The following is a 22,884-nucleotide window of genomic DNA, read 5'->3' on the forward strand; positions in this document are numbered from 1 at the left end:
CATGCGCCGCCTCGTCGTCGCCACCAGCCTGGCGGCGGTGTTCATCGTCGGCGTCGCTGGAGATTACCTGGGCGCCGGACAGACGCCCGGCGCTCGACTCCCGACTCTCGACTCCCGACTCCCGAACCCGCGTCCCAACCTCCTGATGATCGTGACCGACGATCAGGCGAGCTGGACGCTCGGCTCGTACGGGAATGCGGATGCGCGCACCTCGCAGATCGATCGGCTCGCGGCCGAGGGCGTGCGCTTTGCCAACGTCTTCACGCCGTCACCGGTGTGCTCCCCGAGTCGCGCGACTTTGCTCGCGGGCCTTTATGGCACGCAGGTCGGCATCACCGACTGGATCAACCCGGATGAAGCCGAGGCCGGCGTCGGCCTGCCGCCCGAGACGACCACGTGGGCCGAGGCATTGCAACGGGCCGGATACCGCACCGGCCTTGTCGGCAAGTGGCACCTGGGTTCGCAACCGCGCTTCCACCCGACCCGCCACGGATACGGGTCCTTTTTCGGTTTCCTGGGCGGTGGCACCGAGCCCATGAACCCGAGGTTGTCCGACGAAGCCGGCGTCGAGAGAGTATTCCCAGGGCCGGAACCCGACGTGCTCACCGAGGCGGCGCTGCGCTTCATCGCGCAGGAGCCGGGCCGGCCATTCGCCTTGTCGCTCCACTATCGCGCGCCGCACACACCCTACGGTCCCGTGCCCGAGCAGGACCTCGCCCCATTCCGTGAGGCGGCGGTTGCCATCCCCGTCTTTCCCGGCCTCGACCAGGCACAGGTGCGCCAGTGGACGCGCGAGTACTTCGCGAGCATCCATTCGATCGATCGCAACGTCGGACGACTGCTCGACACGTTGCAGCAGACCGGCCTCGACAAGACTACGGTCGTCATCTTCACGAGCGACCACGGCTACAACATCGGCCACCACGGCCTGCACAGCAAGGGCAACGGCACCTGGATCGTCGGCGGCGTCAACGGCCCGGCGATGCCGAACATGTTCGACACGTCACTGCGTCCGCCATTCCTGGTGCGCGGTCCTGGCGTTGCCGGCGCCGCGCGCGTCGTCAGCGAGATGGTGTCGTTCGAGGACATCTATCCCACCGCGCTGTCCCTGGCCGGTGTGCCGATGCCCGTCGACGCGCCACGGCACGGGCGCGACCTGGCACCGTTGCTGCGCGGCGAGGCCATGCCGCAGTGGCGTGACGCGGTCTACGGGCAGTACGACATCCACCACTACGCGATCGCACACTGCGGATGATCCGTGAGGCAGGGTGGAAACTGGTGCGGTCGTACGGCACGACCACGAAGGATCAGCTCTTCGATCTCGAGGCCGACCCGGGCGAGCTCAAGAACCTGTGGAACGCGCGCGAGCAGGCGGATCGCCGCCGCTCGATGGAGCGACGACTGCGCGAGTGGATGCGCTCGATCGACGATCCGGTATTGAAGGAGCGCGGGCTCCTGTATCAGCCCGCGCCCTGAGAAATTGCAGAATTTCAAAATTGCAGAATTTCACCACCACCGGAGCACCCCGAAGGTTGGCGTTGGTCATGCAATTCTGAAATTCTGAACGTATGAAATTACCTAGTTGCTCCCCGTCGGCTTCACCACGACGCCGAGTGTGGCCGCCAGGAACGCCCACTTGTCCGCGGCTTCCTCGATCTGCTTGCTCGTGGGCTTGCCGGCGCCGTGCCCGGCCTTGGTCTCGATGCGGATCAGCACCGGATTGGGCCCCTTGTGCGAGGCCTGCAGCGTCGCGGCGAACTTGAAGCTGTGGGCCGGGACGACGCGGTCATCGTGGTCGGCGGTCGTGACCATCGTCGCCGGGTACGCGGTGCCGGGCTTCAGGTTGTGCAGCGGCGAGTACTTGTAGAGGACATCGAAGCCCTCCTTGGTCTCCGAGCTGCCGTAGTCGGACTTCCATGCCCAGCCGATCGTGAACTTGTGGAACCGGAGCATGTCCATCACGCCGACGGCCGGCAGGGCCGCGCCGAACAGATCGGGCCGCTGCGTGATCGCCGCGCCGACCAGCAGGCCGCCGTTGCTGCCCCCGCCGATCGCCAGCTTCGGCGTCGACGTGTACTTCTCCTTGATCAGGTACTCGGCCGCGGCGATGAAATCGTCGAAGACGTTCTGCTTGTTCTTCAGGCGGCCCGCGTCGTGCCACGCCTTGCCGTACTCGCCGCCGCCGCGCAGGTTGGCGACGGCGTAGACCCCGCCCATCTCCATCCACGCGAGGTTGGCGGGCGAAAACGACGGCGTCAGCGAGATGTCGAAGCCGCCGTAGCCGTACAGGTAGGTCGGGTTCGCGCCATTCTTCGCCAGGCCCTTCTTGTGCGTGATGAACATCGGCACCTTCGTGCCGTCCTTCGAGGGATAGAACACCTGCACCGTCTCGTACTGCGCCGGGTCGAACGCGACCTTCGGCTGCTTGAACGTGGTGCTGCGACCGGAGGCGACGTCGAGCTTGAGGATCGCGGTCGGATAGGCAAACGACGAAAACGCGTAGAAGCCCTCGGCCTGTTCGCGACGGCCGCTGAACGACACCGCGCCGATTGTCGGCAGCTTCACTTCGTGTGTCATGGTCCCATCGAGCCCGTACACGCGCAGCTTGTTCTGGGCGTCGATCTGCCAGGTGGCGACGAACTGGTTCGCGGCCATCGTCACGTCGTCCAGCACGTCCTGCTTGGGCCCCTCGGCAATCACGGACTTCCACGAGGAGGACGACGCCTGGCCGAGCGTGATCGCCACCAGTCGCTTGCGGGGCGCGCCCTGGTTGGTGAGCACGTAGAACGTCCCGCCATCGTTGCCGACGATGTTGTACATGGCGTCGAAGTCGTTGAGAAACGGCTCCACCTTGCTGTCGGGGCGGGCGAGGTCCTTCACGAAGATGCGGTTCTTCGGGTCGGTGCCTTCGCTCTGGTAGATCAGCAGGAACTTGCCATCGTCGGTGACGTCGGCGCCCAGGCCCCAGTCGGGCTGATCAGGGCGCGCGTAGATGAGCACGTCGGCGTCCTGCGACGTACCCAGCTTGTGGAAGTAGACCTTCTGGTCCTTGTTGACGCCGGTCAGGGCCGCGCCCTCTTTGGGGGCGTCGTAGCGGCTGTAGAAGAAACCGGAACCATCGTGCAGCCACGCCGCGCTCGAGAACTTCGACCAGCGCACCTCGTCGTCCAGGTCCTTGCCAGTGGCGATTTCGCGCACCTTCCAGCGGATCCAGTCCGAGCCGCTCTCCGACAGCGAATACGCCATGTAGCGCCCGTCATCGGAGAAGGTCGTGCCTCCGACCGCGACGGTGCCGTCGGCCGACAGCGTGTTCGGGTCGAGCAGGACTTCGGGCGGCGCCTCGAGGCTCCTGGCGCGGTAGTAGACCGCCTGGTTCTGGAGCCCGTCGTTGCGGGTGATGACGTAGTGCTCGCCGCGCTTGCGGGGCAGGCCGTAACGCTCGTAGTTCCAGAGCGTGGTCAGTCGCGAGCGGATGGCCGCACGCCCGGCAATCTTGCCCAGGTAGTCGAAGGTGACGGCGTTCTGTGCCTCGACCCATGCCTTGGTGTCGGCGGCGTTGTCGTCCTCCAGCCAGCGATACGGGTCGGCCACCTTCGTGCCGAAGTAGTCGTCCACCTGCGGCACCGTGCGGGTCTGCGGGTAGGCGGTCGGCGGAGCGGGGGCGGCGGTCTGGGCGGGGGCAGGTGTGCCGGCCGCGGCAATCAGCGGTGCGGTCATGGCAAGGGCAAGAAGGCTGCGCATGTATGGGGACTCCGAACACCAATAGTACTGCGACTGCCTGGCATGAGGTCGGGACCGCCGTCCCGGCCGTCCATCGTTGCCACCCACGGCGATCGTGGGCCGCACCCGGTGACGGACCGCTCGGAGAGCGGTCCCTACCTCACCGAGGTGGTCGCCCACGATTGCGGTGCGAGCGCGGCCCATGTAGGCTGCAAACCTGCAGGCGACCTGTGCGCTTGCGTTCTCTTCCTAGGAGCGTCTCTTGTCTTTCCGCCTGATCGTGTTCCCCGCACTGACGATGGTGCTCGCCTGCGCCACCCTTGCACACGCGCAAGCTGCCCCCGCCGGCAAGCTGAGCATCATCATGTTCGGCGCGCATCCCGACGATTGCGACATCAGGTCGGCAGGTACGGCCGCCAAGTGGGTGGCGCTCGGCCACAAGGTGCGGTTCGTGTCGGTCACCAACGGCGACGCGGGTCACCACGAAATGGGCGGCGGCATCCTCGCGGCCCGGCGTCGCGCCGAAGCGCAGGAAGTGGGCAAGCGTCTCGGCATCGAGTACGTGGTGCTCGACAACCACGACGGCGAACTGGTGCCGTCGCTACAGGTGCGCGAGCAGATCATCGCGCAGATCCGGCAGGTCAAGGCCGATCTGGTCCTCGGGCCGCGCCCCAACGACTACCACCCGGATCATCGCTACACGGGCGTGCTGCTGCAGGATGCGGCGTTCATGGTCACGGTGCCCAACATCCTCACGCACATTCCCGCGCTGACGAAGAACCCGGTGTTCCTGTACTACCAGGACGGGTTCCAGAAACCGAACCCCTTCTCACCCGACATCGCGGTGGACATCACCGATACCTACGAGAAGAAGATCGACGCGCTCGACGCCCACGTGTCGCAGTTCTACGAATGGCTGCCATGGCACGCCGGCCGCCTCGACCAGCTGCCCAAGGACGTGAAGGCGCGCCGGGACTGGCTGAAGAAGGACCGCGGCAGCAACGTCTCGCCGGTCATGCGCACGGCGCTCGAGAAGTACTACGGCAAGGACGTCGCGGCGACGGTGCAGCAGTTCGAGGCGTTCGAGATCTGCGAGTACGGCGGCCGACCGAGCGCCGAGGAGATCAAGCGACTGTTCCCGTTCCTGCCGTAGCCACAGTGACCCGGGACGGGCCGCGCTCGTGCGGTCCGCTACCCGTCGGCCACGTAGCCGTCGACCGTCGCCAAGGCTAAGGCGGACACGTCAGGTCGATGGTCAGGAGTTCCCGATGCGTCGCGCCGTTGCCGTCTTCGTACTCGTCCTCGCGACGCTGCCGCTGATGACCACCGGCGCGCTCGCGCAAGCCAGCGCGCCCACGGCGTCGCTGCAGGACCTGTCGTGGCTGGCGGGTCGCTGGGTCGGCACCACGGCCAGCGGGCAGCACATCGAGGAGATGTGGATGCCGGCGCGCGACGGCATGATGATCGGCAGCTTCCGCTGGGAACGCGGACAGGGCCGATGGCTCTTCGAGTTCATGTCCCTCGACACCGGCTCGTCTGCAGCGCCGACGCCGCTGACGTTCAGGCTGAAGCACTTCGATCGCGGCTTCCGCGGCCTGGAGGACAAGGCGGTCTCGACGACCCTGATGCCCATTGAGGTGAGCGGGTCGCGAGTGCTCTTCGAGATGAAGGAAGGCGAGCGCGTCGTCCGTATCACCTACTCGCATCCGGCGCCGGATGGCCTGCTTGTCGTCTTCGACGAGACGGCGCCAGGCCAGACCGCGGTCCACATCGAGTTCCCGTTCAGGCGCGCACAGCCATGACGCCTGCCGCGCCTCCCGTTCGCGACCTCCTGGACCTCCGCGGCCACGTCGCCCTCGTGACCGGCGCCGGGGCCGGCATCGGCACCGGGATCGCCGCTCGCCTTGCCGAGGCGGGCGCCCACGTGGCGGTCCACTACCACCGCAGCGACGCTGGTGCACGCGAGGTGGTGTCCCGGATCACCACCTCGGGCGGCACTGCCCGTGCGTACCAGGCCGACCTCACCGCCGCCGCCGCCGTTCACGACCTGCACGCCCGCATTACGGCCGACACCGGCGTGCCCGACATCCTCGTCAACAACGCCGGTACCTATCCTCTCGGCTCGATCCTCGACGTCGATGCTGCGGACTGGCAGGCGGTCGTCACCGCCAACCTCACGAGCGTCCACCTGGTCACGCAGGCCGTCGCTCGCGGATTGCGGGACGCAGGGCGTGGTGGGGCGATCGTCAACATCGCGTCGATCGAGGCGTCCAACGTGGCGCCCGCCCACAGCCACTACGCCGCGGCGAAGGCCGGCGTGGTGATGTACACGAAATCGGCGGCGCGCGAACTCGGTGCGTTGGGCATCCGCGTCAACGCCGTCTCACCCGGCCTGATCTGGCGCGCGGGCCTCGACCAGGCGTGGCCGCAGGGCGTATCGGCCTATACCGACGCGACGCCGCTCGGCCGGCTCGGTCGCTTCGAGGACGTTGCCGACGCCTGCCTGTTCCTGGTCTCCGCCGCGTCGCGCTGGATCACCGGCACTGACCTCGTGGTCGACGGCGGCGTGCTCACCAACCGCGCGTACTAGGTGAAGATAAAATGGGCAAAAAGCCCAAAAATGGCGAAAAGAGAGAATCGAAGGGCAAAGGGCTGAAAGCGATGATGGACAAAGTCCGAAAGACATGGGGCGTCCGTGGTCCCCTTCTGTTCTTAAGGCCTTCGCGGCTTCGGACCTTCGGCCTTCGATTCTGCCGTTTTGCCCTTTTCGCCCTTTTTGCCCATTTTACCTTTGACCGGTGACCAGAGACGACGTGATCCTGCGGCTCGGACTGGCGCCTCTCCCGGGCGAAGGCGGTTACTTCCGGCAGACGTGGATGTCTCCAGAATCCATCGGGGGTGGAGTCCTTGGCGATCGCTATCCGCGTGCGACGACGGTCGGCACGGCGATCTACTACCTCGTGACCGATGCTCCGGATGGCTTCTCGGCCCTGCATCGGTTGCGCACCGACGAGGTCTTCCACTTCTATCTCGGTGACCCGGTCGAGCAACTGCTGCTGCACGCGGATGGTCGCAGTGAGCTGGTGGTGCTCGGACACGACCTCGCCGCGGGTCAGCGCGTGCAGCATGTCGCCCCGCGGGACACTTGGCAGGGCACATGCCTCCGCGATGGCGGGAGTTGGGCGCTGCTCGGAACGACGATGGCGCCGGGGTTCGACGTGTCGGACTACGAAGCGGGAGACCGCGCTGCACTGAGTGCCGCGTATCCGCACCAGGCCGCGCGGATCGCCGCCCTCACGCGCGTGTGAGACTGCCGGTACCCGGTACCCGGAACCCGGTACCCGGTGCTAACCGTGAATCGTCGCTTCGGCCAGCAGCTTCTTGAGTCGGTTGTCGGGGCCGCGGCTTGCCACCAGCCGGGTGCCATCGCGGAGGATCACCGCGTACTCGCCGTGGAACAGCGGCTGCAACTCGCGGATGCGATCGGCGTTGACGATCGTCGACCGGTGAATGCGGATGAACTGCGACGTGTCGAGCACCGACTCCATGCCCTTCATCGTCTCGCGCAACAGGTGCGACTGCGCGCCCATGTGCAGCCGCACGTAGTTGCCCTCGGCCTCGATCCAGTCGATGTCGTCGACCTTGACGAAGAACACGCGACCAGAGGACTTGACGACGATCCGCTGTTTTTCGCGCTGCTCGGCGGTGAGCGACGCGACGAGCGAGCGGAGCCGATCCTTGTCCACTGACCCTTCGACGTCGTCCCGTTTCGTGATTGCCGTACGTGCGCGCTGCAACGCCTGCGAGAAGCGTTCGGCGTTGAAAGGCTTGAGCACGTAATCGAGCGCGTGCACCTCGAAGGCCCGCAGCGCGTACTGGTCGTAGGCGGTCACGAAGACCACGTGCGGCATGATCTCGCCCTCGAGTGCCCGCAGGACGCCGAAGCCGTCGACGCTGGGCATCTGCACGTCGAGGAACACGAGGTCGGGTCGTTCCTGCCGAATGGCGTCGATCGCCTGCTGGCCGTCGCCGACCTCGCCGATCACGGCGACGTCGTCGTGCATTCCCAGCATCATCCGGACGCGTTCGCGGGCAAGGGGCTCGTCGTCGACGATGAGGGTGCGCAGGGTCATGCAGAGACTCCTTCGACCGACGCGGCCAGTTCGGCCCCGTCGCCAATCGGCAGGCGCAACCGCACCACGGCTCCGCCATCAGGGTGGTTGGAGAGCGTGAGCACGGCACCTGGACCGTACAGTTCGCGCAGGCGCTCCCGCGTGTTGCGAAGGCCGATGCCGCGCACGGGCAGGCCTTCCGGCCCGAGCCTGAATCCGGGCCCGTCGTCCCTCACGGCAAGTTCCAGCCAGTCCCCCCTGCGGCGCGCGGTCACCTCGATGCGTCCGCACTCCGGGCGAGTGGCCAGGCCATGCTTGATGGCGTTCTCGGCGATCGGTTGGAGCACCTGATTAGGTACGAGGACTTGCAGCAGGTGTTCCGGGACGTCGACGTCGACCTTCAGCCGGTCGTGGAATCTGGTCCGCTGGATATCCAGGTAGCGGCTCAGGAACTCCACTTCCTGTCCCAGCCGCACCTCCTGGACCCCAATCGAGTCCAGCGACATGCGGAGCAGGTCACTGAGCTGCGTGATCATCTCGTCGGCGCCGATCGGGTCGCGGTGCACGAGCGTGGAGATGGCATTGAGTGTGTTGAAGAGGAAATGCGGGTGCAGCTGGCCCTTGAGGACCTCGAGCTGCGCGCGCGCCAGCCGCGCCTCGAGCTGCGACGCCCGCAGCGCCCGGTCCCGGAAGCGCCTGTAGTTGTGCCAGGCCTGGTGCACCGCCACGAGCACCCAGTACGACTGGAATGCCAGGTAGAACTGCGAGACCAGCAGCCACGTGAAGGGCAGCGGCTCGGGGTCCACGAACGGGATGTGGCTGACCGCCCACCGGCAGCCCGCGTACGCGACGCACACCGCCAGCGATCCGAGGACATGCACCCCGAACGAGCGCCGCCAGTTGCCCGGCTCGAGCGGGAACCGGCGCGCCATCGTGAAGATGGCCGGAGCGAGCAGCAGGAACGGCAGCCAGGTGGCAAACCCCGAGAAGATGATTTCGCCCAGCGGCAGTTGGACGCCACGCATCCGGTACTGCAGCGCCAGCTGCGGCATCGTCACCAGGCTGAGCACGACCAGCACGGCTGCGAGGAGGAGCCAGCCGCGGCGCTCGATGGCGTCGGTATGAGAGCCGTTCGGCATGCGCAAGGTGTCCACCACCGCGGTCCGGAGGTCGCCCATGCGTGGCCGAGCCACCTCGTCCAGCGAGGGGACGCGGGGCGCTGCCGCAGGGTGGGGTTGGGAGAGCCGGCTGAGCCAAGCCACAGCCCGTCCTATCCCGCGGCACAACCTCTCCACAACAATTCCGGGACGAACCGGATGAAAGTGGGACGAACGGGAGGGTGCGCGGGTTCAGTGCGCACCACCAATTAATGCCGAGAATGCCGAGAATGCCGGGAGTCGAACGCCTAACGCCTAACGCCTAACGCTCGACGCTCGACGCTCGACGCTCGACGCTTGACGCTTGACGCCCAAGCCTAAGCCCTGAGCCATGGGCCCTGAGCCTAAGCCTGAGACCTGAGTCCTGAGCCCTGAGTCCTGAGACTGAGCCCTAAGACTGAGCCCTGAGACTGAGCCCTGAGACTGAGCCCTGAGACCTGAGACCTGAGACCGAAGGCCCAAGGCCGGCGTAGTTCAGTGCGCCGGACCGTTACCCGTGGTACCGACCCAGCGGAGGAGGTCGGGCGATGCCTGCGTGGCGGCGGCCACGGCTTCGGCGAGTTCGGCGAATCGCTCGTCCTCGATGCGCAGGTTCAGGTCGCCGATCTGCACGTGCAGGCAGCCGTGCTCGCAGCGGTAGACGGAGCATTCCCCCGCCTCGCCGAGCACCTCGTACTGGTCGTCCGTGATTCCGTGATCGGCCATGGCAACCGGACGCAGGTCCGGAAGGGCAGCGTAGCCTTCCGTTCCCGATGGGTCAAGCGGAGCCGAAACGACCCTGCTCTAGACCCCAGACGGGAGATCCGCCTGCATCAACGCACCGGGACCCTGGCGCGGGTGTGTTCGCGCCTACGATCCCGAAGTCGTGAGCGAGGAGGCGCAACCGCCCTCAGCGCCAGCGACGGTCAGCCTCCCGGGCGCCGCCTGCGACACGGGGATATCGGGTGACGCCGCGCTGCCAAGCGGGCGCTGCAGCGGCCGAAGTAACGGCGGCGTGCCGCTCATCACGCCGGATGCAGGCAGTCCGCCAACGATCGTCCGCAGCGACGTCTTGCGTCGCCGCCGTCCTGTCCCACCCGCCAACGTTGCGAGTGCGAGCGACCGGTATCGCCAGGCGAGGAGCGCGGCAAGCACCCACTCGGCGATGCGTGTGGTGCTCCCGTCGATCGAGGCGGCCACGATGGCGCGCACGTCGTTGAAGCCAAGCCACCAGGAGTCGGGTACGACCGGCCCGAGCTGGGGAGCCGCCGCCATGCCGTCTGCGCACGGAGCCGTCGCGCCGAACACGAGGGAGAGCGTCACGAAGAGCTGGGTGCGAGTCATGGAGGACTCCGGGATGAGTGCGAACTTGTCAGGAACTATTCAACCAGTGGCTTTCGATCACACCTTGATACGCGTTAGGCTGAGAACGAACGGCTCATGCTTGACAGCCGCGCCCGCCCTCGTCGATAAGTAAGCCTCTTCCTTCGATCTCGATGGCTGACCCAGGAGATGCACCCTCCGGGGGCCCCGCATCTGCCGTGACCGTGCTCCTCAGGCGGTGGAGTTCTGGTGACGCTGGTGCGCTCGATGCCCTGTTGCCGGCCGTACAGGAGGAGTTGCGCCGGCTGGCGCGTTCCTACATGCGGCGCGAGCGTGAGGGACATACACTCGAGCCGACCGCCCTCGTGCACGAGGCGTACATCAGGCTGGTGGATCAGCACGACGTGCGCTGGGCGAGCCGTGGGCACTTCTTCGCCATCGCGGCCCAGGCCATGCGTCGCGTCCTGGTCGATCACGCGCGCGGGCACGTCGCCGCGAAGCGAGGCGGCGGTGCCGAGCGCGTGACCTTGAGCGGCGTGGCGGCGGCAGGGGCGGAGCGGCCCGACGTCGACGTGCTGTGGCTGAACGAAGCACTCGAGCGCCTCGCCCGGTTGGACGAGCGGCAGGCACGGGTCGTCGAACTGCGCTACTTCGCGGGGATGTCGGTCGAGGAGGTGGCCGAGGTCCTGGAGATTTCACCAGCGACTGTGAAGCGGGAATGGTCGACCGCGCGGCTCTGGCTGGCGCACGCGCTCAAGACGGGACACTGAGACATTCGTCGGGCCATTCCGGGAGGACGGGCACGCCGGGGAGATGCGCCCGTCCTCGGTGGCCGCTGCGTCAGCGGGCGAAGACTGCCAGTGTGTAGGCGCAGGGCTGGACGCGGCACGCCACCATCTTGACCTCGGCGCGGTAGCTGCCGGTGTTCGAGGTGATGATGGCCACTTCGGGCGTGCCCGCCGCGCCGACGTGACGGTCGAGTTCGCGGCCGGATGACGAAAACAGCTGCATGTCGACGCTGCAGCCATCCGCGCACGCCGCCTCCAGGTGATACTCGCGGCCCTTCTCGAATGCGAGGGTGTGCACCGCAGTTTCCCCGGCGCCGAGGGAGGACGCGTAGGCCTCCACCTGCTCCAGGGTGTTGCCGCGGCGGGTCGACGAAGGACGCGTGGCGACGGTCATGGTGTCGGCGGCCATCAGGAGCAGGGTCAGGGCGCTGGCGGCGATTTGCTTGGGGGTCACGGCGGTCATGCATTCCTCCAATGGAAGACCGCTCGAAGCGGTCACTCGTCTGGATACGCGTAGCCGCACCAGGGCAGGGCTCACGAGGGCGTAAGGCACATGACGATGGACATGACGCCGGAGCGCTGGGCCGCGATCAAGCGGGTGCTCGACGAGCTCCTCTCCATGGGGCCCTCCGAGCGCGAGGCCTTCCTGCGTCGATTCGACGACTCGTTCCGTCGCGACGTGACCGCACTCCTCGCAGCCGACCCGCGATTCCTGGAGCACCTCCTGCCCACCGAGATGGGAGGGGAGGACGAGGTCGCAGAGGTGCTAGTCGGCCGATATCGCATCGAGCGCGCGCTCGGACGGGGAGGCATGGGGGCGGTCCACCTGGCGCACGACCTCCTCCTGAATCGGCCGGTGGCCGTCAAGCGGCTCCGGGATCAATGGCTCGAGGAGGCCGATGCGATGCGGAGCCTCGTCGCTGAGGGACGCGCCCTCGCCGCGCTCGACCATCCCCACATCGCCCGCGTCCAGGATGTGCTCGAGACGTCGCCGCCCGCGCTGGTGATGGAGTTTGTCGAGGGCAGCACGCTCGAGGCCTGGCTGAAGGAGGGGCAGCCCGCCGCTGCCGTCCTCGCCGCGATTCACCAGATCGTCGATGCCGTGGCCTACGCACACCGCCGCGGGATCGTCCACTGCGACATCAAGCCGCGCAATGTCCTGGTTACGCCCGAGTCGCAGGTGAAGATCATCGACTTCGGCATCGCGCTCATGTGGGCGGTCGTCGAGACCGTTACGAGCGACGGGACGCGGGTGAAGCGGTACACACCCCGCTATGCCGCTCCGGAGGTCGTCCGCGGCGCGACGCCGACGCGACCCTCCGACGTCTACAGCCTCGGCGTCCTGATCGACGACGTCATCGACGGCTGCCGCGAGGCGGATGCGCCGCTGCCGGCGCCGCTGGCCGCGGCGCTCGCGCAGGTGGCACGTCAGGCGCGGGCTGCCGATGCCGACGCCCGACCGCGTGACGGCGCCGCCCTGGCCGCGCTCATCCCGGCTGACGAGGCCCGGGCCACGTCCTGGGCACATTGGCGGATGGTGGCCCTGACGACCCTGGTCGTCTGTGCCTCCTGTGTCGCTGGTGGCGTCGCGGTCGTCGGCGACAAGGTCTCGGCCTCGACGATGCCGATCATTGCCGTCGTGCCGAGGGTCGATGCCGACGCGTTCTCTACGGTCTCGGCTGGCGCAGCGGATCTGCTCAGGGCCGGACTCGCGCCGCTCACCAGGGCACGACTGGCCAAGGGCGAGGTGCCGCCCTTCCAGGACAACGTGCCAGACCTCGTCAAGCGGCTGCGCGATCAGGGCCTGTCGCACGTCCTGGTTCCAACGGTCGCGCCTGTCGGTTCGGGGGTCCGCATGAGCGTGGTCATCTACCTGGCCCGGGACGGGACCATCGTGAAGACCATCACCCGTCATGGCCAGCTCGATGCCATGGGCACGCTGGCTCGCGCGGTGGCCGCTCAGGTGCGGACCTGGCTCGGCGAACCCTCACCCGTGTTGCGCGAGGTCGCGCCGGCGTTCCAGCCGAGCCCGGAGGCCCTCGAGTACTACTCGCAGGCCCGGGTGTACAGCGAGCGCCCGGACAAGCCGGGCTCGCTCGCCCAGGCGCGACGGCTGCTGGAGCAGGTCGTGGCGATGCAGCCGGCGTACGCCGAGGCGTACGCCGAACTGGCGAGAGTGCTGCTCATGCAGTATTCGGTCACTCCTGCGCCCGAGCTCGTGATCAGGGCCCAGGATGCACTCGTGGAGGCGCAGCGACAGGGCGGCGACCTCGAGGACGTGCTCCTCGGTCATGCCCTGGTCAAGCAGGTCACCGGCCGCCCTGACGAGGCCGTGCCGTACCTGCACCGCGTGCTCGATCAGGCACCCGACAACGATCGGGCGCTGCGATTGCTTGGCCGCATCGACGTCACGCGTGGGCGCACCGAGGCCGGGCTCGACCTGCTCCGGCGAGCTGTCAGGGTTCGCCCGAGCTTCAACAACTACCGGGCCCTGGGTACAGCGCTGCATGGGGAGGGGCGGTATGACGAGGCGCTGGTGGCGTTCGAGCGGCTCGCGGTGCTGCAGCCCGACAATCCGTGGAGCCACCAGATGATCGGGACGACGTACCAGTTGATGGGCAAGGACGATCTCGCGCTCGCAGCGTACGAGCGATCGCTCAACGTGCGCCGTACCGCCTACTCCCTGACCAACTTCGCGACCATCCTGTACGGGCGAGGAGACCTGCAACAGGCCGAACGCTACTATGCCGAGGCCGTAGCCCTCGAGCCAGAAAACCCGCTGCTTCACCGCAACCTCGGCGACGCCCAACTCCAGCGCGGTCGGCGGGACGCGGCGCATGAGACCTACGGCAAGGCGCTCGCCGCGGCCGATGCCCTGCTCAAGGTGAACGCCGCTGACACCGTGGCCATGGGCAATGCCTCGTACGCGGCGGCGCGTCGCGGCGAGTGCGACGTGGCCCTCGCTTACGCCGAACGACTGGCCGTCATCGCACCGACACTGGTGCGGGCGCTCACCAACCGCGCCAATGCCAATGCGTTGTGTGGACGGCACGCGGCGAGCGCCGCGATCCTGAAGGCCCTCAAGACGCGCGGCCGCGCGCCATCGGCCGTGCTCGAGAAAGACGTATGGAAAGCAGTCGAAGGTCTGCCGGAGTATCAGGGTCTCGAAGGCCTCTGACGAGGGTACGACCGACGCAGCGTTCGCTTGACACGGCCACGACGTTCGGACCATAAGTAAGGTCCCTCCTACAAACGAGAGTTGCCCCGGCGTGTATCGGGCGAGATGTTCTGTACCTTCGTTGCCAGCGTGGCAAGGAAATAGCTGACGGTGACGGCGCAGCCGACGCTCGCGGGGAGGAAGTCCCTGGGTGGATGGCCGACGGCACTGGCACGCGGGTGCGAGGCACGCCGGACTCGTCGATGAGCCGATCGGCGTCGTCGCTACGCGTAACGGGTGGCGGCACGTTCACGCAGGTGTTCCAGAACGGGCCAACCGGTGGCACATGTCCTGGCGTCACGGCCGGGCGCCGCCCAACTGGAGGAGTGTCCATGACCGTCACATCGCGCGTTTCCACGCTTGTCTTCCGTTCCGGCCTGTATCTGCTGCTCGCCCTTGGCGCGGCCGCATGCTCCGGTCACCGAATCCTGGTGCAGAAACCAGAGCAGGTGATCTGCGTGAGCGACGAAGGGACGGTTCGCGCGTGTCTCGTCACCGATCCCGGCGATGGCAAGATCACCAAGAACATCCCCATCGGCAATACGGGGTGTTACTGGTTCAATCTGATCGAGAACCCGGGGGAGAAGAACAAGCAGTTCAGGCGCGAGGCCACAGGCCGCCCGCGCCAGTTCACGTTCCTGGTCGTCAACCAGTGCGCGGCGTCTGTCGACGTCAGGTTCGACATCGCCAAGAAGAGGACCGTCGATCTGGAGTTCCTCGACGGGCCAGTTCGCGCGGATGCCGGCGCCCAAGGGCCTTGCGAGGTGGTGCCAAAGCAGACGGCAGAGCCGGGCGCTCCGAAAGAAGGGGAACCGAAGGGGCCCGATCATTTCAGGCAACTGCGCCAGGGCCCGATCGCGGCCAAAAGCGACGTCAGTGTGCAGTGCCACACCTTGCCCTACCCACACAAGCTCATTGGCGGCAGGAGGCTGCGTCGAACGTTCAATCTGGTGGCGACGGGATACGACGGCAAGCCAATCACGGAGGTCCCGTTCGATCCGGACGTGGAGCTGGAAAAGGCCGGCAGCACCCCGTAGGTCACTGCACGTCGCCGGCGGCGTCCGGCCCGTGAGCGCCGCTGGACACCGACGCGGCTTCCGGGGTCTCATACCTCCGCATGGAGCGCCAGTACCACCAGTGGTTTTCGCCCCGCCTCGGCTTCGACATGGGGCTCGTCTCGTACGGCCACTACGGCACGCCGCTGCTCGCCTTTCCGACGAGCGGCGGCGATGAGTGGGAGATGGAGGGTCAGGGCATGATCCGCACCCTCTCGCCGTACATCGAGCAGGGGCGCATCAAGGTCTTCGGCGTGCGCTCGGTGTCCGACGCGTCCTTCTACAACCGCGGCGCCCACCCGTTCCACCGCAGCTGGATGCAGAAGCAGTACGACGAGTACATCCGCTGGGAGGTCGTGCCGTTCATCCACGACCACTGCAAGGGCATCCCGCCCATCGCCGTCATGGGCGCCTCGCTCGGCGCGTACCATGCCGCCAACAGTGCCTTCAAGCACCCCGACACCTTCAAGTGGTGCTTCGCGATGTCGGGCGTGTACGACATGCGCCGCTTCATGGACGGGATGTACGACGACAACTTCTACTTCAACAACCCGATGGACTACCTCGGGGCGACGACCGATCCCTGGTTCTACCAGCAGATCGCCACCTCGCAGGTACACCTCGCCACCGGCTCCGGCGCGTGGGAGAAGCCGGAAGAGACCTACCGCTTCGCCGCGCTGCTGCGTCACCGCAACATCCCGCACCACCTCGATGACTGGGGCCCGCAGGGCGGGCACGACTGGCCGTACTGGCACCACATGATGTGGGAGTACATTGGGCGAACCTTCTAGAATTGCAGGAATTGCAGAATTTCAGGATTGCAGGACCATCAGGAAGTCGAGTTGCTGACTGTGGTCGTGCAATTCTGAAATTCTGAACGTTTGAAATTCTGCAATTCTGAAATGGTGTTCAAGGGCGCGCAGCGACCCTGAACGCCGGCACTTGTCCACCGCCGCTCGTGACGTTGGCGAGACCCGACGCGCTGAGGCGGGTCAGGAACCCGCACACCTTGCCGCGGAAGATGTAGGGCGCGCAGTCGACCAGCATGTCGCGGTTGGTCACCCGGTGCGGGTTGTTCTCGACCATCGGGAACGGTTCACGCCTGATGGGGATCCGCTCCTGCACGATCCACGATCCGCCCGGCGCCGCGAGCGCCGCGCGCAGCGTGGTGTCCCAGGCTGCCTCGTCGGTCTCCCACCCGAGCGTCACGCCATGACCGCCGAAGTCGTCGGTCGGCTTGAGCACGAGCCGATCGCGCTGGTCGCGAATGAACGCGGCCAGGTCGACGTCGTCGCCCCCGCTGTTGCGAGTGCGGCGTTCTGCCACGACGCGGGTCCATGGCACGTGGGCGCGGATGACGGCGTGCTCGTCGGCGCTGAAGCGTGCCGCGTGTGCCTCGTCGGTGAGCACCGCGAAGAACGACTTCTTGTGCGGGATCTTGCAGCGGAAGGTGTTGGCCACGCACGCGAGGCGATCGCGGTAGGCCTGCACGAGCACGCGCGTGTCGTCGGGGCGCGCGACGAGGTCGTTCACGAGCGCACGCCGATACACCAGGTCCACTGCCTGGCCGTACACCACCAGCCGGCCGTTCACGAGCTCCAGATCGCGTGGGTCGGCGATCAGCGTCGGCACGCCACAGGCCGTGAACCGGTGGGCGAGGATCTCGAACTCGCTCCACGTCGGCACGCCCCGGAAGTCGGTGATGACGATCCGTGGCGCTGGCGCGGTGCCGCCCCAGTCGCGGTAGCTCGCGATCAACGCCTCGAGCATCGTGTCCATCATCAGGTACGGCTGCGCATCGAAGTGCTCGCGGAACCGGTCCATGATCGGCAATTGCTCGAACACCGCGGCGAGCGTCTCGGTGTAGCCGAAGCCTGCCGGTGACTCGGCGTTGTACTCGGCAAACATCAGCGAGTGGGGCAGGAGGAACGAATCCAGGCGGCTGGCCGTGCTGGCGTACGCGTAGCCGGGATCGATCGCGACCATCGCCCGCTCCGCATCCGACAGGCCGAACGCGCCGAGCAGCGCTTCGTCTTTCATTGCCTCGCGGATGATCCGCTCGGCGACGAGGGCGATGACTTCACACGCCGCCCGCTGGCGCGCCTCACCGTGTGCGTCCATGAAGAGCGGACGCAGGAACGGACAGCTCAGGCGATCGCCGAACATCAGGCGTGCGTCACGCATGTGCTGCGCATGCGCGTCCCAGTACGCCTCGGTGAGCTCGCCGCCCTGCCCGAGCAGCGACATCCAGGTCTGAATCGGATCGGGCATCGGGTCTCGGCTATTTCATCCAGCATCACTGACCGTCAACCTGAAGGTCAACGGCTACAGACGGGCCCGGAGGGCTCCCGACGTCATTTCGCCTCGGCGTTGCGCGGTGTCGGTGCAATCGCGACTTGGCTCGCCATTCGACGGCTCCGCCGAGGGTCGTAGGGGTCGACCTTCAGGTCGACACGAAGGAATCTAGTGAACGGTCGACACGAAGGAATCTACGGAACGGGAGAGCCGACGAAACCCGACGCCGAGCCCAGGCCGAGCATCTGTTCCCACTTCGGGAACATGTTGCTTTGGTGTCCGTTCAGCGCCCGGTCGATGCAGAGCCGCGCCATCTTGTCGACGACCATCTCGAAGTAGAACGGCGTGATCCGATCACGTTCGAAATCGGGCGCCGGGTTGAGGAAGTCGATCGCGTACGGGACGTCGTTCTCGATCCCGAACTCGATCGTGTTCATCTCGTAGCCGAGGGCCTCGTTGATCGTCTGCGCGTCCTTGACCACGCGTGCGCCGACCTCGGCAGACAGATAGTCGTGCTGGATGAGGTATTGGCGCGCATGCGGGTCGTACACCACCGGCAGGATGTCGTGCTTGCCGAACGTGAAGCAGCGGACGTACTTGTCGAAGTGGACGAACTGCTGCAGCGTCATGCAGTACGGCGCCGTGCCGTCGTAGGCCGCCAGCAGTTCCTCGCGCGTATGCACCTTGTACACATGCTTCCAGCCACCACCCGAGAACGGCTTCAGGATGGCCGGCCGCCCCGTGTAGTCGAGCAACCCGTCCCAGTCGAGCGGGTATCCCATGTTGCGCAACGACGCCGGCTGGATGTCGACGTCCTGGGGATACGCCTTCTGCGGCAACAGCACCGTGCGCGGGATCGCCACGCCGAGCCGCGCCATCAACGCGTAGTTGAAGAATTTGTCGTCGGCGGTCCACCAGAACGGGTTGTTGATCACGTAGGTGCCGCTGAGCACGGCCAGCTTGAGGAAGCCGCGGTAGTACTCCACCTCGTGCGAGATGCGATCGACGATGACCTTGTAGCGCTGCGGCTCGTCCATCGGTGAGCCGCTGAGCGTCACGTACTCGGCCGTGATGCCGTGCGCCTGTCCGAGCTGGTTGACCTTGTCGATGAATGCCGGTGGAAAGCTGTACTCGCGACCGACCAGCAGCCCGATTTTCATGATCTCGTCTCCCCGCGAAACGCGGCAGTCTACCATGCCAGCGTACGCCATCCGGCGCAGGCGCGCGGCGTGACCGTGCCTCGTGGGGACTTCCTATTGATAGGAGAAATTCGGCGGAACGCCGGTGCGATACGAAGAGTCCCAGCGGCCGGCAAGCCGGGACCAGGTACGCAGCGAACGGTCGGGCCCTCCCTCCCTTCCGCTCACTCACGCGCCCGATCCCGGGATACCGTCCACTGGACGACCCTTCTAATCCCAGTAAACGACGGCCCCTGCCAAACCGAACACGCGCTCGCGCGATCGGTGAAGCACCGGCGAGGGCGTCGTCACGCCGATGACACAGAGGCGTCGCCACCTGCCGGGACCTGCTGCACGGCCTGCCGGCTCGCTACACTAGACGCGTGTCGATTGCAGCTCGCGCCCCTCGCGGCGCACTCTCCCCGGACCTCTTCGACGTCAGCCCCGAGTCCATCGCGGCCCATCTCGAGGACGCCGCACATTACCCGGGCGGCCATGCCGACGCGGTGGCTCGACCGCGAACCGAGACCGATGTCGCTGCCGTCCTTGCCGACGGGCGTTCCGTCCTCGCCGTCGGTGCCCAGTCTTCTCTGACCGGCGGCGCGACGCCAAGCGGAGCCATCGTCCTCTCCACCGCTCGGTTGACCGCCATCGAGACGCCCGTCGACGGCCTGGTGAAGGTCGGCGCGGGCGTCGTACTGGCGACATTGCTCGAGGACCTGTCCCGACATGGCGTCGACTTCCCGCCAGTGCCAACCTTTCTCGGCGCAACGGTCGGCGGCATCGTCGCCACCAACGCGGCCGGGGCGGCGACCTTCAAGTACGGCACCACCCGGGAGTGGATCGACGGCCTTACCGTCGTGTTTGCGGGTGGCGACGTCATCGACATCCGTCGCGGCGATCACATCCTCGATGACTCGTGGACGTTCGTCATCGACGGACCGGCGGGTTCTCGTGTCGTGCCCGTGCCGACATACGTGATGCCTGACGTGGTCAAGCGGTCGGCGGGCTACCATGCCGCGCCGGGCATGGACCTCGTGGACCTGTTCATCGGGGCCGAGGGGACGCTGGGGATCATCACCGCGGCCGTGCTGCGGTTGCAGGCCGCGCGAGCAGGCCTCTGCTACGCCCTGGTCCCGCTCGTCGATGAACCGCGCGCCCTCGCATTGGTCGCGGAGTTGCGCGATGCATCGCGCGAGACGTGGCGGTCGGGCGACGCGGCCGGGATCGATGTCGCGGCCATCGAGCACATGGACGGCCGGTCGCTGCAAATCCTCGCGGAGGATGGGGCGGACCGCAAGTACGAGGTCACCTGGCCCGCGTCTGCGGGACTTCTGTTGCTGATCCAGCTCGAATTGCCGCTGCTCACGCAGGAGCAGGCGTACGAGCAGATCAGCGCCGCCCTCGACGAGGATGCGCCAGACACACCGCTGGCGCGCTTCTGTCGTGTGCTCGATCGGCACGGCGTGCTCGACGACACGGAACTGGCGTTGCCGGGCGATCGCAGGCGGGCCGAACAGTTGCTCGGCGTCCGCGAGGCCGTGCCCGCCGGCGTCAACGCCCGCGTCGGGCGCGCCAAGCGCGACATCGACGCACGTATCGCCAAGACCGCGGCCGACATGGTCGTGCCCTTCGAGCAGTTCGGCGAGATGATGGACATCTACCGCGCCGGCTTCGCGCGCCGCGGCCTCGACGTGGCGACATGGGGACACGTCTCGGACGGCAACGTGCACCCCAACGTGCTGCCGCGGAGCTACGAGGACGTCGAAGCCGGCAAGGCGGCGATCCTCGAGTTCGGGGTCGAAGTGGCCCGCCTCGGCGGATGCCCGCTGGCCGAGCACGGCGTCGGCCGCCATCCCGTCAAGCAGGCGCTGCTGCGACAGCTCTACGGCGAGACGGGCATCGATCAGATGCGCGCCGTCAAGCGTGCGCTCGATCCGCAGGGGCAACTGGCACCGGGCGTGCTGTTCAGCTGACGCGGCCGCGGCCGAGGCCTTGCATTTCGCTTGGCTGCTGCCCCTTCGCCCAAGATCCGGCCCTCGTGTCGCTGCCGGATCCTCGGGTAGGTGCCGGACTTTGTCCGGCAGTCTGCGCGCCCGCGTCGACGCCCCTACCCGCCGGGGCGCGTGATCCATTACAAGGGGACGTGCGCAATCGACGCCTCCTCGTCGCCTCCTCCGCGGTCGTGGCAGGCCTCGGCCTCGCGGCCGCCTGCTCGCGGGTCTCGGCTCCCGGCAATTCCGCGGCGACATCCGCTAGCGATCCCGTCGGCTTCGTCGCGAAGGCCAACGCGACCCTCCTCGAGCAGGCCGGCACGCTCGCTCGCGCGCAGTGGGTCGCCGCAAACTTCATCACCGAGGACACCGAGCAGATTTCCGCCGCGGCGACGGCCGATTACGTCGCCACATCGATGCGCCTTGCCAAGCAGGCCGCCAGTTACGGCACCACCGGCGGCGGGAATGCCGACGTCGCGCGCCAGTTGCTGCTGCTCAAGCTTGCCGCCAGCCCGCTCCCTGCACCGGCAGACGATGCGCTCCAGAAGGAACTCACCCGCATCGTCGCCGGCATGGAAGCCGCTTACGGACGCGGCAGGTACTGCCCACCGGGCAAGGAATGCCAGACGATCGACGACCTGAGTCGCCTGATGGCGAGCAACCGCGATCCGAAAGTGCTCCTCGACGCATGGGAGGGGTGGCATGCCATCGGGACACCGCTGAAACAGCCGTACGAACGATTCGCGCAACTGGGCAACCAGGGCGCGAAGGAACTCGGGTTCGCCGATCTCGGTGCTTTCTGGCGCGCGGGCTACGACATGCCGCCCGACGACTTCGCGAAGGAAGTCGATCGGCTGTGGGCGCAGGTCAAGCCGCTCTACGATCAGTTGCACGCGCACGTGCGACGTCGCCTCGCCGCGAAGTACGGTACGGACGTCGTGCCGCTCGATGGCCCGATCCCCGGACACCTGCTCGGCAACATGTGGGCGCAGCAATGGGGCAACATCTACGACCTCGTCGGCCCGCCGGGCCGTGCCCCCGGCTACGACCTCGCCGGGTTGCTGAAGGCGAAGAAGACCGACGCCATCGGCATGGTGAAGTACGGCGAGGGCTTCTTCACCTCGCTCGGTTTCGCGTCGCTGCCCGAGACCTTCTGGAAGCGTTCCCTCATCGTTCGTCCGCGCGACCGCGATGTCGTCTGCCACGCCAGCGCGTGGGACGTCGACAACGTCGACGATCTCCGCATCAAGATGTGCATCGAGATCAACGCGGAGGACTTCGTCACCGTCCACCACGAACTCGGTCACAACTTCTACCAGCGTGCCTACAACCAGCAGCCGTTCCTCTATCGCACCGGCGCCAACGACGGCTTCCATGAGGCGATCGGCGATGCCGTGGCGCTCTCGATCACGCCACAGTACCTGGTGAAGATCGGGCTGCTGCCGACGGCGCCAAAGGCCCAGGACGATGTGGAGTTCCTGCTGCGGATGGCGCTGGACAAGGTGGCGTTCCTGCCATTCGGCCTGCTCGTCGATCAGTGGCGGTGGAAGGTATTCAGTGGCGAGATTCCGCCGGCGCAGTACAACGCCGCATGGTGGGCGTTGCGCGAGAAGTACCAGGGCGTGGCGGCACCGGGGCCGCGCCCCGCAGACGCCTTCGACGCAGGGGCGAAGTACCACGTGCCTGCCAACACGCCCTACACGCGGTACTTCCTCGCGCACATCCTCCAGTTCCAGATGCATCGGGCGATGTGCAAGGCTGCCGGCCACACCGGACCGCTGCATACCTGCTCGATCTACGGCAACAGGGCGGTCGGCGCTCGCCTCCAGAAGATGCTCGCGATGGGCGCGAGCAAGCCCTGGCCCGAGGCGCTCGAAGCGCTGACCGGCGAGAAGCAGATGGACGCCACGGCCATCCTCGAATACTTCGAGCCGCTGCGCGCCTGGCTGGAGGCAGAGGCGAAAAAGGGAGAAGGGACAGGGAAGAAGTGATAAGGAAATCAAAAGAAGCAAGGCTGCAGAGAAAAGGGAGATGGTGACGGCACGTCGATTGCTGTGGCGACGGCT

At 66.9% G+C, this 22,884-nt stretch carries 20 protein-coding genes; 12 read left to right on the forward strand and 8 right to left on the reverse strand.

The annotated features are described in order from the left end of the window. Position 1: 1 nt before the first annotated feature. Positions 2-1,255, forward strand: coding sequence for a sulfatase family protein (locus tag LuPra_RS02045; protein WP_110169219.1), 1,254 nt, complete (start codon positions 2-4; stop codon positions 1,253-1,255). After that, positions 1,252-1,476 carry a sulfatase/phosphatase domain-containing protein gene (locus LuPra_RS02050; RefSeq protein WP_110169220.1) on the forward strand — a complete coding sequence of 75 codons (225 nt, stop codon included), beginning with the start codon at positions 1,252-1,254 and terminating at the stop codon, positions 1,474-1,476. The genes LuPra_RS02045 and LuPra_RS02050 overlap by 4 nt, the downstream gene beginning before the upstream one ends. 102 nt (positions 1,477-1,578) lie before the next feature. On the opposite strand, the gene LuPra_RS02055 is transcribed toward LuPra_RS02050, so the two are convergent. Beyond that, positions 1,579-3,741: a prolyl oligopeptidase family serine peptidase gene (locus tag LuPra_RS02055; protein WP_110169221.1), complete on the reverse strand. Its 2,163-nt coding sequence runs from the start codon at positions 3,739-3,741 to the stop codon at positions 1,579-1,581. A gap of 277 nt (positions 3,742-4,018) precedes the next feature. On the opposite strand from LuPra_RS02055, the gene LuPra_RS02060 reads away from it, so the two are divergent. The 4 genes from LuPra_RS02060 (at position 4,019) to LuPra_RS02075 (ending at position 7,028) form a co-directional block, all read left to right on the forward strand. Next, on the forward strand, positions 4,019-4,873 hold the full coding sequence (locus LuPra_RS02060) for a PIG-L deacetylase family protein (RefSeq protein WP_110174481.1): 855 nt from the start codon (positions 4,019-4,021) through the stop codon (positions 4,871-4,873). 115 nt (positions 4,874-4,988) lie between these two features. Further along, the gene (locus tag LuPra_RS02065) at positions 4,989-5,522 is read left to right on the forward strand and encodes a DUF6265 family protein (protein ID WP_110169222.1); all 534 of its coding nucleotides are present in this window, start codon (positions 4,989-4,991) and stop codon (positions 5,520-5,522) included. After that, complete coding sequence (locus LuPra_RS02070; protein ID WP_110169223.1) at positions 5,519-6,310, forward strand: SDR family NAD(P)-dependent oxidoreductase; 792 nt, start codon at positions 5,519-5,521, stop codon at positions 6,308-6,310. Before LuPra_RS02065 ends, LuPra_RS02070 begins: the two co-directional genes overlap by 4 nt. Positions 6,311-6,518: 208 nt before the next feature. Next, complete coding sequence (locus tag LuPra_RS02075) at positions 6,519-7,028, forward strand: cupin domain-containing protein (RefSeq protein WP_110169224.1); 510 nt, start codon at positions 6,519-6,521, stop codon at positions 7,026-7,028. 39 nt (positions 7,029-7,067) lie between these two features. Here the strand turns inward: LuPra_RS02075 and LuPra_RS02080 are convergent, their stop codons facing one another. The 4 genes from LuPra_RS02080 to LuPra_RS02095 form a co-directional block, all read right to left on the reverse strand. Beyond that, the gene (locus tag LuPra_RS02080) at positions 7,068-7,853 is read right to left on the reverse strand and encodes a LytR/AlgR family response regulator transcription factor (protein WP_110169225.1); all 786 of its coding nucleotides are present in this window, start codon (positions 7,851-7,853) and stop codon (positions 7,068-7,070) included. Continuing rightward, positions 7,850-9,010 carry a sensor histidine kinase gene (locus tag LuPra_RS02085; RefSeq protein WP_110169226.1) on the reverse strand — a complete coding sequence of 387 codons (1,161 nt, stop codon included), beginning with the start codon at positions 9,008-9,010 and terminating at the stop codon, positions 7,850-7,852. The genes LuPra_RS02080 and LuPra_RS02085 overlap by 4 nt, the downstream gene beginning before the upstream one ends. 453 nt (positions 9,011-9,463) lie before the next feature. Next, positions 9,464-9,694, reverse strand: coding sequence for a hypothetical protein (locus LuPra_RS02090; protein WP_110169227.1), 231 nt, complete (start codon positions 9,692-9,694; stop codon positions 9,464-9,466). Positions 9,695-9,838: 144 nt separating this feature from the next. Next, positions 9,839-10,312, reverse strand: coding sequence for a hypothetical protein (locus tag LuPra_RS02095; RefSeq protein ID WP_110169228.1), 474 nt, complete (start codon positions 10,310-10,312; stop codon positions 9,839-9,841). A 197-nt stretch (positions 10,313-10,509) separates the two neighbouring features. Here LuPra_RS02095 and LuPra_RS02100 point away from each other — a divergent pair, with 197 nt between their 5' ends. Continuing rightward, entirely contained in the window at positions 10,510-11,061 is a 552-nt protein-coding gene (locus tag LuPra_RS02100) for a sigma-70 family RNA polymerase sigma factor (protein ID WP_237050779.1), read from the forward strand. A 70-nt stretch (positions 11,062-11,131) separates the two neighbouring features. Here LuPra_RS02100 and LuPra_RS02105 read toward each other — a convergent pair whose 3' ends face one another. Continuing rightward, a complete protein-coding gene (locus LuPra_RS02105) occupies positions 11,132-11,542 on the reverse strand; it encodes a hypothetical protein (RefSeq protein WP_110169230.1) in 411 nt (136 codons plus the stop codon). Between the two features lie 90 nt (positions 11,543-11,632). Between LuPra_RS02105 and LuPra_RS02110 the strand changes: the two genes are divergently transcribed. From LuPra_RS02110 to LuPra_RS02120, 3 genes are all read left to right on the forward strand, one after another. Beyond that, positions 11,633-14,257: a serine/threonine-protein kinase gene (locus LuPra_RS02110; protein WP_110169231.1), complete on the forward strand. Its 2,625-nt coding sequence runs from the start codon at positions 11,633-11,635 to the stop codon at positions 14,255-14,257. Between the two features lie 371 nt (positions 14,258-14,628). Continuing rightward, entirely contained in the window at positions 14,629-15,333 is a 705-nt protein-coding gene (locus LuPra_RS02115) for a hypothetical protein (protein ID WP_157898637.1), read from the forward strand. A gap of 80 nt (positions 15,334-15,413) precedes the next feature. After that, positions 15,414-16,142, forward strand: a complete 729-nt coding sequence (locus tag LuPra_RS02120; protein WP_110169233.1) for an esterase family protein — start codon at positions 15,414-15,416, stop codon at positions 16,140-16,142. Positions 16,143-16,260: 118 nt separating this feature from the next. Here LuPra_RS02120 and LuPra_RS02125 read toward each other — a convergent pair whose 3' ends face one another. Continuing rightward, positions 16,261-17,622 carry a circularly permuted type 2 ATP-grasp protein gene (locus LuPra_RS02125; RefSeq protein ID WP_110169234.1) on the reverse strand — a complete coding sequence of 454 codons (1,362 nt, stop codon included), beginning with the start codon at positions 17,620-17,622 and terminating at the stop codon, positions 16,261-16,263. Between the two features lie 218 nt (positions 17,623-17,840). Further along, a complete protein-coding gene (locus LuPra_RS02130) occupies positions 17,841-18,806 on the reverse strand; it encodes an ATP-grasp domain-containing protein (protein ID WP_110174482.1) in 966 nt (321 codons plus the stop codon). Positions 18,807-19,207: 401 nt separating this feature from the next. Between LuPra_RS02130 and LuPra_RS02135 the strand changes: the two genes are divergently transcribed. Further along, positions 19,208-20,800, forward strand: coding sequence for an FAD-binding oxidoreductase (locus LuPra_RS02135; protein WP_110169235.1), 1,593 nt, complete (start codon positions 19,208-19,210; stop codon positions 20,798-20,800). A 170-nt stretch (positions 20,801-20,970) separates the two neighbouring features. Next, positions 20,971-22,809 carry a M2 family metallopeptidase gene (locus tag LuPra_RS02140; RefSeq protein ID WP_110169236.1) on the forward strand — a complete coding sequence of 613 codons (1,839 nt, stop codon included), beginning with the start codon at positions 20,971-20,973 and terminating at the stop codon, positions 22,807-22,809. Positions 22,810-22,884 lie beyond the last annotated feature (75 nt).

Source organism: Luteitalea pratensis, assembly GCF_001618865.1.
In the GTDB taxonomy this organism is placed as follows: domain Bacteria; phylum Acidobacteriota; class Vicinamibacteria; order Vicinamibacterales; family Vicinamibacteraceae; genus Luteitalea; species Luteitalea pratensis.

What these genes read in the sequence shown, in the direction of transcription:
- LuPra_RS02055 (WP_110169221.1), bottom strand. Translation starts at nt 3,741, where the DNA reads ATGCGCAGCCTTCTTGCCCTTGCCATGACCGCACCGCTGATTGCCGCG.
- LuPra_RS02085 (WP_110169226.1), bottom strand. Translation starts at nt 9,010, where the DNA reads ATGGGCGACCTCCGGACCGCGGTGGTGGACACCTTGCGCATGCCGAAC.
- LuPra_RS02045 (WP_110169219.1), top strand. Translation starts at nt 2, where the DNA reads ATGCGCCGCCTCGTCGTCGCCACCAGCCTGGCGGCGGTGTTCATCGTC.
- LuPra_RS02095 (WP_110169228.1), bottom strand. Translation starts at nt 10,312, where the DNA reads ATGACTCGCACCCAGCTCTTCGTGACGCTCTCCCTCGTGTTCGGCGCG.
- LuPra_RS02050 (WP_110169220.1), top strand. Translation starts at nt 1,252, where the DNA reads ATGATCCGTGAGGCAGGGTGGAAACTGGTGCGGTCGTACGGCACGACC.
- LuPra_RS02080 (WP_110169225.1), bottom strand. Translation starts at nt 7,853, where the DNA reads ATGACCCTGCGCACCCTCATCGTCGACGACGAGCCCCTTGCCCGCGAA.
- LuPra_RS02130 (WP_110174482.1), bottom strand. Translation starts at nt 18,806, where the DNA reads ATGAAAATCGGGCTGCTGGTCGGTCGCGAGTACAGCTTTCCACCGGCA.
- LuPra_RS02060 (WP_110174481.1), top strand. Translation starts at nt 4,019, where the DNA reads ATGGTGCTCGCCTGCGCCACCCTTGCACACGCGCAAGCTGCCCCCGCC.
- LuPra_RS02065 (WP_110169222.1), top strand. Translation starts at nt 4,989, where the DNA reads ATGCGTCGCGCCGTTGCCGTCTTCGTACTCGTCCTCGCGACGCTGCCG.
- LuPra_RS02105 (WP_110169230.1), bottom strand. Translation starts at nt 11,542, where the DNA reads ATGACCGCCGTGACCCCCAAGCAAATCGCCGCCAGCGCCCTGACCCTG.
- LuPra_RS02115 (WP_157898637.1), top strand. Translation starts at nt 14,629, where the DNA reads ATGACCGTCACATCGCGCGTTTCCACGCTTGTCTTCCGTTCCGGCCTG.
- LuPra_RS02090 (WP_110169227.1), bottom strand. Translation starts at nt 9,694, where the DNA reads ATGGCCGATCACGGAATCACGGACGACCAGTACGAGGTGCTCGGCGAG.
- LuPra_RS02110 (WP_110169231.1), top strand. Translation starts at nt 11,633, where the DNA reads ATGACGATGGACATGACGCCGGAGCGCTGGGCCGCGATCAAGCGGGTG.
- LuPra_RS02125 (WP_110169234.1), bottom strand. Translation starts at nt 17,622, where the DNA reads ATGCCCGATCCGATTCAGACCTGGATGTCGCTGCTCGGGCAGGGCGGC.
- LuPra_RS02120 (WP_110169233.1), top strand. Translation starts at nt 15,414, where the DNA reads ATGGAGCGCCAGTACCACCAGTGGTTTTCGCCCCGCCTCGGCTTCGAC.
- LuPra_RS02070 (WP_110169223.1), top strand. Translation starts at nt 5,519, where the DNA reads ATGACGCCTGCCGCGCCTCCCGTTCGCGACCTCCTGGACCTCCGCGGC.